At 62.1% G+C, this 13,832-nt stretch carries 11 protein-coding genes and 3 rRNA genes; 11 read left to right on the top strand and 3 right to left on the bottom strand.

Annotation, left to right across the window (positions count from 1 at the left end; genetic code table 11):
* Positions 1-94, top strand: a 23S ribosomal RNA gene (locus AB4Z19_RS30270); the annotation flags it as partial.
* Between the two features lie 111 nt (positions 95-205).
* Positions 206-318: ribosomal RNA gene (rrf, locus tag AB4Z19_RS30265) — 5S ribosomal RNA — on the top strand.
* A gap of 123 nt (positions 319-441) precedes the next feature.
* Here the strand turns inward: rrf and AB4Z19_RS30260 are convergent.
* Both AB4Z19_RS30260 and AB4Z19_RS30255 read right to left on the bottom strand, forming a co-directional pair.
* Entirely contained in the window at positions 442-2,787 is a 2,346-nt protein-coding gene (locus AB4Z19_RS30260; protein ID WP_442037113.1) for a beta-galactosidase, read from the bottom strand.
* Positions 2,788-2,795: 8 nt separating this feature from the next.
* Positions 2,796-4,055 carry a DUF2264 domain-containing protein gene (locus AB4Z19_RS30255; RefSeq protein WP_442023996.1) on the bottom strand — a complete coding sequence of 420 codons (1,260 nt, stop codon included), beginning with the start codon at positions 4,053-4,055 and terminating at the stop codon, positions 2,796-2,798.
* Positions 4,056-4,208: 153 nt separating this feature from the next.
* On the opposite strand from AB4Z19_RS30255, the gene AB4Z19_RS30250 reads away from it, so the two are divergent.
* The 8 genes from AB4Z19_RS30250 to AB4Z19_RS30215 are packed head-to-tail and all read left to right on the top strand — an operon-like array spanning position 4,209 to position 12,259.
* Positions 4,209-4,514, top strand: coding sequence for an STAS domain-containing protein (locus tag AB4Z19_RS30250; RefSeq protein ID WP_442023994.1), 306 nt, complete (start codon positions 4,209-4,211; stop codon positions 4,512-4,514).
* A complete protein-coding gene (locus AB4Z19_RS30245) occupies positions 4,501-6,534 on the top strand; it encodes a chemotaxis protein CheA (protein ID WP_442023992.1) in 2,034 nt (677 codons plus the stop codon). The genes AB4Z19_RS30250 and AB4Z19_RS30245 overlap by 14 nt, the downstream gene beginning before the upstream one ends.
* Positions 6,528-8,138 (top strand): methyl-accepting chemotaxis protein, encoded by a 1,611-nt coding sequence (locus AB4Z19_RS30240; protein WP_442023990.1) that lies wholly within the window; start codon positions 6,528-6,530, stop codon positions 8,136-8,138. Before AB4Z19_RS30245 ends, AB4Z19_RS30240 begins: the two co-directional genes overlap by 7 nt.
* Positions 8,139-8,153: 15 nt before the next feature.
* Positions 8,154-8,621, top strand: a complete 468-nt coding sequence (locus tag AB4Z19_RS30235; RefSeq protein ID WP_442023988.1) for a chemotaxis protein CheW — start codon at positions 8,154-8,156, stop codon at positions 8,619-8,621.
* Complete coding sequence (locus tag AB4Z19_RS30230; RefSeq protein WP_442023986.1) at positions 8,618-9,442, top strand: CheR family methyltransferase; 825 nt, start codon at positions 8,618-8,620, stop codon at positions 9,440-9,442. Before AB4Z19_RS30235 ends, AB4Z19_RS30230 begins: the two co-directional genes overlap by 4 nt.
* Positions 9,443-9,444: 2 nt before the next feature.
* Positions 9,445-9,924 (top strand): chemotaxis protein CheD, encoded by a 480-nt coding sequence (locus AB4Z19_RS30225; protein WP_442023984.1) that lies wholly within the window; start codon positions 9,445-9,447, stop codon positions 9,922-9,924.
* Positions 9,921-11,003, top strand: a complete 1,083-nt coding sequence (locus AB4Z19_RS30220; protein ID WP_442023982.1) for a protein-glutamate methylesterase/protein-glutamine glutaminase — start codon at positions 9,921-9,923, stop codon at positions 11,001-11,003. Before AB4Z19_RS30225 ends, AB4Z19_RS30220 begins: the two co-directional genes overlap by 4 nt.
* Positions 11,004-11,014: 11 nt before the next feature.
* On the top strand, positions 11,015-12,259 hold the full coding sequence (locus AB4Z19_RS30215) for an EAL domain-containing protein (protein ID WP_442023980.1): 1,245 nt from the start codon (positions 11,015-11,017) through the stop codon (positions 12,257-12,259).
* On the opposite strand, the gene AB4Z19_RS30210 is transcribed toward AB4Z19_RS30215, so the two are convergent.
* Positions 12,222-13,421, bottom strand: a complete 1,200-nt coding sequence (locus AB4Z19_RS30210; protein WP_442023978.1) for a sensor histidine kinase — start codon at positions 13,419-13,421, stop codon at positions 12,222-12,224. The two genes, AB4Z19_RS30215 and AB4Z19_RS30210, sit on opposite strands and share 38 nt — an antisense overlap.
* A gap of 337 nt (positions 13,422-13,758) precedes the next feature.
* Between AB4Z19_RS30210 and AB4Z19_RS30205 the strand changes: the two genes are divergently transcribed.
* Positions 13,759-13,832 (top strand): 16S ribosomal RNA (locus AB4Z19_RS30205); the annotation flags it as partial.

Genomic DNA, 13,832 nt, shown 5'->3' with positions numbered 1-13,832 from the left:
GGGTCGTTCGAGACCAGGACGTTGATAGGTCAGGTGTGGAAGTGCAGTAATGCATTAAGCTAACTGATACTAATTGCCCGTACGGCTTGTCCCTATAACCTTGCCGGTTATGCGCACTTGCCTGTGTTTGAATGATTGAGTTTTACCCTRCTTACTTCTTCCGGATTGCGCAGCGCGTTGARCCAACGCGGTGCTACAAGTTATGCCTGATGACCATAGCAAGTCGGTCCCACCCCTTCCCATCCCGAACAGGACCGTGAAACGACTTTGCGCCGATGATAGTGCTGCAACCAGTGTGAAAGTAGGTTATCGTCAGGCTAGTTATTGAAGAAGCCCACCAGGCGCAGACGCCGGTGGGCTTTTTTGCTTTCTGAACCCAAGACGTAAAACCAGGTGGCTGCCACGATGTGGCAGCCACCCGCTTTTGCGCCGTGGGTTTTTTCAGCGCGCCAGCGCCTCGCCGAGGTAAGCGCGGAAGTGCTTGATGCGGCCGGTGACGTCGTCCTTGCCCTGGCGGGGCGTGTAGCGAAGGCCTGCTACTTCAACATCTTTGCCCAGATCGATGATCAGCAGGTGCGGATGCTTTGGCTTGACGCCTTTGCCGCTCCACGCGGAATGCCAGTAGTCGGTGACCTGGCCGTTGATCGCATTCAGCGCGCCGCCATCTTCCTTGCTTAGCTCTTCGCTGCTGACGTAGGCGATCGTCCAGTTGGACTGGTTGATCGTTTCGCCTTTGGCGTCGAGCAGCGAGATCTCGGCAACGGCCGCGAATTGTTTGCCGTCGTGCGCGTCCAGCGATTCGAGGCAGAACTGGCGGCCGTGCGCAGGTTTCGCAAAGCGGACATCCTGCGTTGCGCTGCCGGCGGCGAATTCTCCTTCGTGCGCTGGCGCCACGCCGTCGAGGTGCGGTTTGATCTTGCTCGGTGGGCGCGCGAGGTCGCGCTCCGGATGCAGCTGGTCGAAGACCGGTGCTTTCAAGCCGCTGATGCGCGCCGATTGCGGGCCGGTGAGATCGAGAACAACGACTTCATTTTCGCCGGCGCGAATCCATGGGCCAGGCAGATACATGGTCTGGGTCGGGCCGATGCTCCAGTAGCGGCCCAGGCAGCGGCCGTTGATCCACACAATGCCCTGGCCCCAGCTGGACATGTCGAGGAAGGTGTCGGCCTGCCGCGACGCATTGAAGCTGCCGCGCCAGAAGGCAGCGCCACCCGCACGGCCCGGTTTCCATGCCAATGGAGGCAGCGTGCCATCGGCATCGAAATCGATGGCGCGGATTTCCCAATTTTCCAGTGGCTGCGCTGCGCTGCCGGTTGGCGTGAACTGAACCGGACCATGCAGACCTTTGCGGTCGTGGATCTCCACGCCGAAGTTCACGCGCGCGATGGTGTACAGCAGGATCTCCAGCGTGACCGGCTTGCTGCGCGCAGGCAGATCGACTGTGTAGCGGCGGAAGCGCGTGTCCATCGTGCCGATCTGGCGGCCATCGAGGTGGACCCATGCCAGGTCGCGTACCTTGGTCGCTTCCAGCACGCCCGCAGGACCGGCGGGCAGGGTGATGCGATAAGCGACCAGGCCGCGGCTGATGTCATATTGCTCTAAAGGGCGTGGCGAGACATCGCGGATTACTTTGGGTGGCATATTCGCAAACACCGCCGCCGACTCCTTCAGCATGAAAGGCGCGATTTCCATTACAGGAGTTTGCGGAGGCGCTGGCGGCAGGGTTTCTCCGGCAGCCAGGAAGGGCTTGATGCCTTCGCGGTAGGCTTCAAACTTCTCGCCCATCCAGCCCGCTTCGCCTATCGGCGCGTCGTAGTCGTAGCTGCTGGTATCCGGACGGAAGGGGCGGTCGCAGCCGCCCCACAGGCCGAAGGTCGTACCACCGTGGGCCATGTAGAGACTGAACGAACCGTTTGCCTTCAGCATGGCCTGGATGTCTTCGACCGCCTTGGTCGCGGCGCCGCGGCGGTGCGGTGCGCCCCAGGTATCGAACCAGCCGGAGTAATACTCGCCGCACATCAGCGGCCCTTTCTGCACCGCGGCCAATGCCTTGAAACCATTGGCCGGGTCGCTGCCGAAATTCGCCACCGAGAACAGCTCGGGAATATGCGTCTTCGCGACCGCATTGGTCGGATTGCACTGGAATAGCGGTACATCGAACTTCGCATCCAGCAGCGCCTTGCGCATCACGCGCATGTATTCGAGGTCGTCGCCGAAGAAGCCGTATTCGTTCTCGACCTGCACCATCAGAATCGGACCGCCCTGCGTGATCTGCATAGGCGCCAGCACGCGGCCCACTTCAGCCAGCCAACGGCGTGCGGGTTCGATATAGGCCGGATCGCGCGTGCGCAGGAAGCTGTCGCCGTCATGCTTCAACAGCCACCATGGCAGGCCACCCATTTCCCACTCGGCGCAGGCATAAGGACCAGGGCGCAAGATCACATACAAGCCTTCCTGCTGCGCCACGCGGCAGAATTCAGCGGCGTCGCGCTGGCCGGCCCAATCAAAGCGGCCTTCGCGCCACTCGTGATAATTCCAGAACAGGTAAGCACAGACGGTATTCAAGCCCATCGCCTTGATGGCCTTCAGGCGATGCGACCAATACTCGCGTGGCACGCGGGCGAAGTGCATCTCGCCGCAGCGGATCTGGAGCGGCTTACCGTCCAGCAGAAAATCAGTGGCGCCAATCGAGAAGCGCGGCGTGGCCGCATGCAATGGCAGGAAGATCGTACCGATAGCGGCTGCCGTGCCTTGCAGGACACGGCGGCGAAGTGGATTCGTGGTCATGGGCAGGTTCAGTAGTTGACCGGATAGTCTTTAGGGAAGCGGTGACTTGCGAACGCCTTCTTTTGCGTCCAGTCCTGCGCAGGAGCTGTCCAGTAGCTGTCATTCTCCGGCAGACCAAGCGGCAGGAAACTGGCCGACGCGATGTACATGCTGCCGTTATTCGAATACCAGTCACCCAGCTCCGGCTGGTGTCCTGCAAAGCCGATGGTCAGATAGCCGTCCTTCGTGAAATTGCTCGGCTCCGTCCAGACAGCCTTGTGCACGGCCGTCATCGCCGCGCGGATCTGGCCTTCCGGCAGACTGGCGGGCAGCTGCTTACGCCAGGCCAGCAGGGCCAAAGGCTGGAAGGCCGCTGTGCGGTAAGTAAGCGAACGGCCAATCGGCGGGTAAGTGCCTTCTGGCGAAACGAAGCGTTCCAGATGTTCCGCATAGCGCTGCATGCGCTTGAGCGCCTGGGCGTGCAGCTCGGCCGGATTGCCGTTCCAGAAGGGCGCCTTTTCGCGCTCCGCGACTTCCAGGATTTCCGTCAGCATCGGGTGCATGACGAAGGCGCCGTAGTAATCGAAGTGGAAGCTGTCACCATCCTTGATCCAGCCGTCGCCCACATACCACTCATTGATCTTGCGGATCGCGACATTCATGCGCATCGGGTCGTATTGCTCGCCGATGGACAGCAGCCAGGCTTCATTCATGGCCGCAAACAGCAGCCAGTTGATATAAGGCGGATCGATGCGGCGCAGGGATTTGATCTCGGCGATGATGCGCTGCTTGGTGGTGTTATCCAGCGGTTCCCACAGCGCCTTGGGTGCGCGCATCAGCGCATTGGTGAAATAGGCCGAATCGACCAGCGTCTGGCCGGGACCATTCCACATCAGGTAGTCCGGATTTTTCGGATCGACGGAGTTGGCATAGCTTTGCAGGGCCAGCTGTTGCAGGCGCTTGCGCGTGCGGCCTTCCGCGCTGCCATCGTCGGGCAGTGCCAGCCAGGGCGCCACGCCAGCAATCAGGCGGCCGAAGCATTCCAGATAGCTGACGCGCTTATCACGTCCATCCCAGGTTGGGCTGACTTCGAGCGGAAAGCGCTTTTGCAGCGTGCCCCCGGCCATATTGCTCAGGACTGGCTCCGCCATTTTCTGAAGCAGGCCCGCCATGTAGGCGCGGTCGTTGGTGGTTTGCTGGGTTGCCGCGATGGCAGGACTGGCGGCGCCTGCCAGACCACCCATGGCCGAACCGGCAGCGACGGCGCGCAGGAAGCTGCGTCGTTCCATTTTGTCTCCTTTATGCTTTTGGTATCGGTTGATTCTAAGACTGGAGGGATATGCGATCTATTGTTTATTTGCGTGTATCTATGCCGTATTGATATAGCAACTGTTGCGGTCGAACGTCTTGCAAGCGAGTTGTCAAGAGCATACGATGAGCTAATGGACCAATCGCCTGCCCCGCCTGTGCTGCTGTTCATCGAAGGTGAACTGACGCTGCGGCGCGTGCGGGAGTTGAAGGAAAGCCTGCTTGCCCGGCTGTCCAAGGCGCAGGTGCTGGAAGTGGATCTGGCAGACGTCACCGAAATCGACTCGGCTGGCCTGCAATTGCTTTTGCTTGCCCGGCGCGAAGCGCGCGCCTCCGGCAGGGAGCTGCGGCTGGTGTCGCACAGCCCCGCCGTTCTCTCGATGTTCAAGTTGCTTGGCCTGGCGTCTTCTCAAGAAGGATGCTCCGATGGACCTGGATGAAGGTTTGCAGGCATTTGTCGCCGAGGCAGGCGAGCTGCTGGTCGAAATGGAGAGCGGGCTGCTCAAGCTGGGGCGGGGCGAGCCACATGGAGAGCTGATTCACGCCGTGTTCCGCGCGGCGCATACCATCAAGGGGACGGCGGGCCTGTTCAGCCTTGAATCCATCGTTGTGTTCACCCATGCTGTTGAAAGTGTTCTGGACGGCGTGCGCGATGGCAGCCGCGTGCTGGATGAGCGTCTGATCGTGCTGCTGCTGTCCTGTGCCGACCACATCACCGCCATGGTGGACGATGTGGCGCGCGGCGGGCAGGGCGATCTGGGCGAACGTGGCGTGCCGCTGCTGGAGCAATTGCACCGCTATCTCGGCCTGGCCGAACAGCCGCCGGAGCAGGCGTCCGCCGCGATGAGCGAAGCGGCGCTTTGGCATATATCCGTGCAGTTTGGTGAAGACGTATTCAGGCAGGGCATGGACCCCGCGGCCTTCATCAGCTATCTGTCACAGCTGGGCGAACTGGCCGCAGTCGCCGTGGTCGACGAGACACTGCCGCCCGCCGCCGACATGGATGCAGAGAGCTGTTACCTCGGCTTCGAGATCGTCTTACGCACAGTGGCGGGCCAGGCGCAGATCGAAAAGGCATTCGAGTTCGTGCAGCGCCAGTGCACGCTGCATGTGCTGTCGCCAAACGCCGCGCCGGAGGATTATGTGCGCCTCGCGCAGCGGCAGCCATTGCATGCCCGGGCCATTGCCGAGGTGCTGAACGCCACCGCGCGTATCGTGCCGCCTGCGCTTCTTGCCGTGCCGGCATCCTCCGCGCGGCCGAAAGCTGCGGCGCCAGCTGCGGCGCCTGCGCCGCATAGCAACGGGGAGGCGCGTGAAAACCGTACTATTCGCGTCGATGCCGACCGGCTCGGGCATCTGATTACATTGGTAGGCGAACTGATTATCGCCAGCGCCCGCACCGGCATCGCCAGCGCGCGGCTGCGGGATGCGGAATTGCGCGACAGTACCGAGCTGCTGGCTTCACTGGTGGAGGAGGTGCGCGACAGCGCCTTGCAACTGCGCATGGTACGCATCGGAGCGACCTTTCGCCGCTTTCAACGCATGGTGCACGACGTCGCACGTGAGCAAGGCAAGGAGATCCGCCTGCTGATCAGCGGTGAAGACGTGGAGCTGGATAAGACACTGGTCGAGCGCATTGCCGATCCGCTGACGCATCTGGTGCGCAATGCTGTCGATCACGGTCTGGAATCCACCGCCGAACGCCAGGCGCTTGGCAAGCCGGCGCAAGGCACCATTACCCTGAACGCATTGCACGATGCAGGCACCATCGTGATCGAAGTGAGCGACGATGGCCGCGGACTGGCGCGGGACAAGATTCTGGAGAAGGCCATTGCGCTCGGCCTGGCTGGCGCCGAACAGAATCTGAGCGATGGCGAGGTACATGCGCTGATCTTTGAGCCAGGCTTCACCACCGCCAGCGAAATCACAAATCTGTCGGGCCGCGGTGTCGGCATGGACGTCGTGCGCGAAAATATCGAAGCGCTGCGCGGCAGCATCACGATCGACAGTACGGAAGGGCAGGGCACCACGGTGCGCGTGCGCCTACCATTGACGCTTGCCATTATCGACTGCCTGCTGGTGCGCGTCGGCGAATCCAGCTTTGCGCTGCCACTCAGCATGGTGGACGAATGCGTCGCCGGCCTGGAAGAAGAAGCAGAAGGGCTGCATCAGCTGCGTGGCGAGGTGTTGCCCACGATTGTGCTGCGCGATCTGTTCCGCCTGAGCGGTCCGGCGCCGCGCCGCGAAAGCGTGGTCGTGGTGCGCCACGCAGGGCAGAAGGCGGGTTTGGTGGTGGACGCCTTGCTGGGCCAGATCCAGGCTGTCATGAAGCCACTCAGCCCACTGCTGGCCGGTTCGCGCTGCATCAGCGGGTCGACCATCCTCGGTGGCGGTGAAGTGGCGCTGGTGCTGGACCTTCCCGCACTGCTCAAGCTAAACAAGGAGACATGGACATGCTGAAAAGGATGCCTGTAGCAATGAGGCTTGGCGCACTGGTCGGAGCGCTGCTGCTGATTATGGCGGTGGTCGGCCTGGTGGGATTGCGCGGCATGGAGTTCGCCAATGCGCGGCTGAAAACCGTGTATGAAGACCGCACAGTGGCGCTGATTGAACTGTCCAACGCCAATGAAGCCATGCTGCGCATGCGTCATCGTATGGTCATGGCGGCCGCCTCCAGCTCGGTTCCGGACGCGCAGAAGGCGCTGGAAGGCGACGCTGCGCACCGTGAGACATTCCGAAAAAATTGGACGGCCTATCTTGGCACGGCCATGACCGGCGATGAGCAGAAACTGGTCGCGGAGTTCGAATCCGCCTGGAGCGCATGGCAAGAGCTGCGCAAGGACGTGTTGACGCAAGCCCTTAACGGTAAACATAAGGAGGCGCTGGCCGCGGCGTTTGCCGCCGATCCGCAGATGCGGCTGGCGCTGAACGCCATGAACCGCCTGCAGGAGCTGCAATCAACTGTCGCCCGTGACGAGTACGGCGCCGCGATTGCGCTGACCACGTCGAATATGCGCCTTAACCTGGCCTTGATCATTGCCGGCTTCACTGTCGGCACGCTGGTGTCCCTGTACATGATCCGCACGCTGCTGCGGCAGCTTGGCGGCGAGCCCTATTACGCCGCGCATATCGTGCATCAGGTTGCACAGGGCCAGCTGCAAATCGATATCCGTCTGCGTGAAGGCGACACCACCAGTCTGCTGGCGTCCATGCGCACCATGGTGGACAGGTTGCGCGGCGTCGCCACGGAAGTCAGCAACGGCGCGCTGGCGCTGGCAGCCGCATCGGAACAGGTAAGCGCCACGGCGCAGTCGCTGTCGCAGACGGCCAACCAGCAGGCCGCCAGCGTGGAAGAGACCAGCGCTTCGGTGGAAGAGATGAGCGCCTCGGTCAGCCAGAACACTGCCAATGCCCGCGTGACGGACACCATTGCCGGCAAGGCGGCGCAGGAGGCGGGCGACAGCGGTGCAGCGGTGGCGAGCACCGTCGCTGCGATGCGCGACATCGCGAAGAAGATCGTCATCATCGACGATATCGCCTATCAGACCAATTTGCTGGCGCTGAATGCCGCGATCGAGGCCGCGCGCGCGGGCGAGCATGGCAGAGGCTTCGCGGTGGTGGCGGCCGAAGTGCGCAAGCTGGCCGAGCGCAGCCAGATCGCCGCGCAGGAAATCGGCGAAGTGGCAAGCAGCAGTGTCGAAGTCGCGTCCAGCGCCGGCGAGATGCTGGATGCGATGGTGCCGAACATCCGCAAGACATCCGGCCTGGTGCAAGAGATCACCGCTGCTTCATCAGAACAGGCGGCGGGTCTGAGCCAGATCAGCCTCGCAATGGGACAGCTTAGCCAGGTGACCCAGCAGAACGCTGCGGGATCGGAAGAACTGGCGGCGACCGCAGAAGAGATGAGCAGTCAGGCGGAGCAGTTGCAACACTTGATTGGCTTCTTCCAGGTCGGTTCGCTGCAGGCGGCAGCGAAGGCGCTGCGAGATTCCCCACAGCCCAGGTCCCGGCGCCATTTCGCCGCAGCCGAAGGGCCGGACGAAGCGCACTTCACGCGCTTCTGAACGGGGAGCGCCGCCATGACCGAGCAATTCCTGAGTTTCATGCTGGACGGGGAAATGTATGCGATGAACTTGCAGCCCGTGCGCGAGATCATCGAATACCCTGGCGAGACAACGGTTCCGATGATGCCGCCCTGCATACGCGGCGTGATCAACCTGCGCGGCGCCGTGGTGCCGGTGCTGGATTTGTCCGTGCGCTTTGGGCGCGGAGCCAGCCAGATCGGGCGCCGCAGCTGCATCGTCATCGTGGAAACGGCCGGGCTGGTGATTGGCGTGCTGGTGGACGCCGTCAACACGGTGCTGGAAATCGATCCGGCCGAGGTGGAGCCGCCGCCCAGCTTTGGCGCACGCTTGCGCATCGACTTCATCGCCGGCGTAGGCAAGTGGAATGGGCGGCTGGTGATCTTGCTGAATACAGAAACCGTGCTGTCACCGGAAGAAATCGCCGCGGTAGATAGCCTGGCCGAGCAGGGCGGGCTATCATGAACGGCATGGATAGCCCCATTTCTCCGCTGACTGACCGTGAGTTCGGCCTGTTCCAGCAATTCATTGCGCAGGCGGCGGGCATTGCGCTGTCACCGGCCAAGAAGCCGCTGGTATCGGGGCGCCTGACCAAGCGCCTGCACCACTGCCAGATCGTGAGCTTTGGCGACTACTTCAAACTGATCTCGGGCGGCACGGCCCCGGATGAAACACAATTGGCGATCGATCTTCTGACTACCAACGAAACCTACTTCTTCCGCGAGTCACAGCACTTCGACCTGCTGCGCAATCTGGCGGCCAAGCCACGCTCATCGCACCGCCCCTGGCGCGTCTGGAGCGCGGCCTGCGCCACCGGCGAAGAGGCCTACAGCATCGCCATGGTGCTGGCGGATGTGCTGCCGGCCGCCGAATGGGAGGTCGTCGCCAGCGACATCAGCGCGCGCGTGCTGGCGACCGCGCGCCATGGGCACTATCCCATGGTGCGCGCCCAGCATATTCCGCCATCTTATTTGCAGCGCTTCTGCCTGAAGGGATTCGGTCCCGAGGAGGGCACACTGCTGGTCAGCCGCGCGCTGCGCGAGCGGGTCGATTTCCTGCGCATTAACCTGAACGCCCCCACACTGCCGCCGCTCGACCGTTTCGATGTGATCTTCCTGCGCAATGTGCTGATCTACTTCAGCCCCGAGGTGCGTCGGCATGTCGTCAGCCGTGTGCTCGATCTGCTGCGTCCTGGCGGCTATCTGTTTATCGGCCATGCGGAAAGCCTGCATGATTGCCTGGGGCCGATCGAGGCTGAAGCGCCATCGGTGTACCGCAAGGTGTAGCCATGCCGCTCGATGAGGTCATCGACATCTATCTTTTGCCGGGCGAATTCTTCGTCGGCGATGCGCGGCATCGCATACGCACTTTGCTCGGCTCTTGCGTGTCAATCACCTTGTGGCATCCGGCGCGGCGCATCGGGGCCATGTCGCACTTCCTGGTATCGGAACGCGGTAAGCGGCAACTGGCGCAGCTGAGCGGGCGCTATGGCGCGGAAGCGATGGAACTGATGGTCAATGAACTGCAGGCGCATGGTGTACCCGCGCACGATTGCCAGGGCAAGATTTTCGGTGGTAGCGTAATGTTCCCGAAAATCGAACGGCGCGGGCTGCATGCCATCGGCCGCCGTAATGGAGAGGCGGCGGAGAGGCTGCTGGCGCGCTACCGCATTCCGGTGGTATCGCGCTCGCTGTTTGGCGTGGGACCACGATTGATCGTATTCGAAGTCGCTACCGGCGATGTCTGGGTGCGGCAGGGGGAAGCATGAAGCAGATTCGCGTGCTGGTGGTCGATGATTCCGCGGTGGTGCGGCAGGTCTTGTCCGGTCTGTTGAACCGCGAACCTGATATCACCGTTACGCATGCGGTGGCAGACCCCATTCTCGCTTCCGAGCGCATGCGCCTGCAGTGGCCGGATGTGATCGTGCTCGATGTGGAGATGCCGCGCATGGATGGCATCACCTTCCTGCGCAAGATCATGGCCGAGCGTCCTACGCCTGTGGTGATCTGCTCCTCGCTCTCGGAGAATGGCGCACGCACATCGATGGATGCGCTGGCGGCAGGCGCAGTCGCTGTCATCACCAAGCCGCGCCTTGATTTGTACAAGTCGCCGGGTGAGGGCGGTGATGAGTTGCTGGCTGCCGTGCGCAGCGCTGCCCAGGCCAAAGTGGAGACGGTCGCGCAGCGCGTGGTGCCGGCGCCGCCCGCACCGAGCGAGCGACTGAGCGCGGACGCCATCCTGGCCGCAGCACAGGGAGAGCGCATTCCATCTTCGGCAGGCAGGATTATCGCGCTGGGCACTTCGACCGGCGGCACGCAGGCGCTGGAGCGGGTGCTGACCGCGCTGACGCCGCAGGCGGCGGGCATCGTCGTGGTGCAGCATATGCCGGAGCAGTTCACTGCCGCTTTCGCCGATCGCCTGGACAAGCTGTGCCAGGTCAGGGTGCGCGAAGCGCGCCATAACGACACTCTGACGCCGGGCACTGTCCTGATCGCTCCGGGCGGACGCCATATGCTGTTGCACCGCACCGGAGCGCGCTACTATGTGGAAGTGGTGGAAGGCCCGCTTGTAAATCGCCACCGGCCCTCGGTGGATGTGTTGTTCCGCTCCGTCGCAAATTCTGCCGGTCCGAATGCACTCGGCGTTATCATGACCGGCATGGGTGATGACGGCGCCGCTGGTCTGCTGGAGATGCGCCAGGTCGGTGCACGGACGCTGGCGCAGGACGAACCTAGCTGCGTGGTGTATGGCATGCCGCGCGAAGCAGTCCGGCGCGGCGCGGTGGAACGCAGTGTGGCGCTGGACGCCATCGCCCGGGAAATCCTGAGTTACAGCGCGTCAGCCTGACAGGAGATCGCATGAAGGATCTGAGCGGATGCACAGCCTTGATCGTCGAAGATAGTCACGTGCAGCGTGACCACGTGGCCGGCTTGCTGCGTGAAATCGGGTTTGGTTCGGTGCTGCAAGCCGAAGACGGTATCGCGGCGCTGCGCGCGCTGGAGCTGCAATGCGGTCCGGTCGATCTGGTGCTGACCGATATGGACATGCCGGGCATGGATGGTCTTGAGCTGATCCAGCACGTGGCCCAGCGCCGGCTGGCTGCCAACCTGATTGCCGCCAGCGCCAATGCGGCGCGCTTGACGGAAGCCACGCAGGGCATGCCGCCCGATACGCCAACTCGCCTGCTGGCCACGATTCCCAAGCCGATTCGCCTTGAAGGTCTGCGCTCCGTCGTTGAAAGCCAGGAACTGCTGCCGCGTACCTTGCTGGAAGCGCAGCAGGAAGCTTCGGCTTCGGAGGTGGAAGAAGGATTACGCGCGGGCCAGTTCCTCGCCTGGTATAAGCCGCGCGTCACGCTTGATGGCGGACGGCTGGCTGCCGTGACGGTGGAGGCGCGCTGGGACCATCCGCGCCGTGGCTTGCTGGCTCCAGGCGCCTTCATTGACAGCATCGATACCGGGCCGTTGGCGGCATCGCTGCTGCTATCCCTTGTGCGGCAGGCGGGCGCGCAGTTACAGGAGTGGCATGACATGGGTTTGTCCATGCGGCTTTGCCTGCCGCTGCCGCCGCAAGTGCTGGCCGATCTGCCGCATCTGAACGAAATGGCAGGAACGCTGATCGAAGCTGGCGTCAAGCCGGGCAACGTGAGCTGGGAAGTCAGCGAGGCCGTCGTGGCGGCCAGCGAGCCGCTGTTCCTGCACAATCTGGCGCGCCTTAGTCTGCGCGGTTTCGCCATCGCCGCCCGTCACTGCGGGCGTTATGAAGCGGGCCTGCGGCAATACGCCTGCTGTCCTCTCAGTGAGCTGGTGCTGGACAGCCTGTTCGTCAACGAAGCGGCAAGGCGCAGCAACCGGCGTCCGCTGCTGGAAGGTTTGCTGGATATCGCTGGCCAGCTCGACGTCGCGACAAGCTGCGACGGCATCGAGCATGAAGAAGATTGGGCCGTGCTGCGTGATCTGGGCTGCGCTTCGGGGCAGGGACCATTGATTGGCAAAGCCATGTCGGCGGAAGACTTCATCGGCTGGTACAAGACCAGCCGCCAGCGCCTGCGCGAGCAGTCTGCCGTCAGTGGCGTGGCGCCGACATCGGCAGGGACAGCGTAAAGCAGGTTCCTTTTCCCACTTCACTATTGACGCCGATACGGCCACCCAGGATATCGGTCACGATATTGTGGACGATGTGCAGTCCCAGGCCCGAGCCGCCCACCCCCATCTTGGTCGTAAAGAATGGGTCGAAGATGCGTTGCATGTTCGCCGAGTCGATCCCATTGCCGTTGTCACGCACGCGCAGGGCGATCCATTCAGCTTGTTCGTAGTCCGCCGATAGTTCGACCTCGCCTTCGCTGCGGCCGTCGAAGCCGTGTACCAGCGCGTTGTTCACCAGGTTGGCAATCACCTGCCCGAGCGGACCGGGGAAACTGTCCATCATCAGCTCGGGTGGAATGTTCTGGATGACCTGATAGGGCGTGCGTTTGATGGTCGGCATCAGCGTCAGCACATTGCCGGATACAACTTCGGCCAGCAGGAAGGTGCGGCGCTGGGTGCTGGTCTGGTCCACGGCCACTTGTTTGAAGTTGCTGACCATGTCGGCCGCGCGCTGCAGATTACGCATCAGGATTTCGACGGTGGTGTGCGCATTTTCCAGATAGTGTTCCAGCTCCGAACGGCGCAGCGGGTCGCCGGTCTTGAAGTGGCCGAGCATTTCACCGGTCTGGGCTTCAAAGGTGCTGGCCACCATCAGGCTGTTGCCGATTGGGGTATTCAATTCATGGGCAACGCCGGCTACCAGGGCGCCGAGGGCGGCCAGCTTTTCATTGTGGACCAGGTCTTCCTTGGCCTGGGTCAGGGTTTCGTACATCTGCTGCAGGTCCTGGTTTGCCTTACGCAGTGCCAGGTGGGTATTGATACGGGCCAGCACTTCCTCTACCTGAAATGGCTTGGTTATGTAGTCGACGCCGCCGGCGCCGAAACCGCTGACGATCTGTTTTGCATCGCTCAGGCCCGTCATGAAGATAACGGGAATGTCGTGGGTGGCGTCGTCGGCCTTCAGGCGGCGGCAGGCCTCGAAACCGTCCAGGCCGGGCATCACGATGTCGAGCAGGATCAGGTCGGGCTGTGCCAGCACGGCCCGCATCATGCCTTCGCGGGCGTCGTGGGCCAGCACCACCAGGAAGCCGTGGCGGCTCAAGTGATCGAGCAGCGCGAGCAGCAGGGTTGGCGAATCGTCCACCACCAAAATAGTGGGCGGCCGAATAGGGCTTGTCATGAGCCGGTCCCTTTGCTATAGTTCTGTCCCTCGCAACGCAACGCAGCAAACAGCGCGAAACGATGTGAGTTTAGAGGGGTTGACGAGTTGCAGGATACAACGCATAATCTCGCTTCTCTGCTGCAGACAAACACAACGCTTTGTCAACATAACGCAGCGATCTTTAAAAATCAACAGTCGATAAGTGTGGGCGTTTGAAGATGGCCAACGCGCCGAATGGCGCGATGCTCAAATAATATGCTTCAAATGCTCGCGCAAAATGAAACGTAATCTCGCAAGAGATTTCGTCAGTATTTTGAGTGAGCGACCAAGTCAGCAATGACTTAAAACAGAGATTGAACTGAAGAGTTTGATCCTGGCTCAGATTGAACGCTGGCGGCATGCTTTACACATGCAAGTCGAACGGCAGCG

It is taken from the genome of Pseudoduganella sp. RAF19, from assembly GCF_052114165.1.
GTDB lineage: Bacteria > Pseudomonadota > Gammaproteobacteria > Burkholderiales > Burkholderiaceae_D > Rugamonas.
The sequence above is the reverse complement of the archived record's forward strand: the minus strand, read 5'-3'. Positions and strand labels throughout refer to the sequence as shown.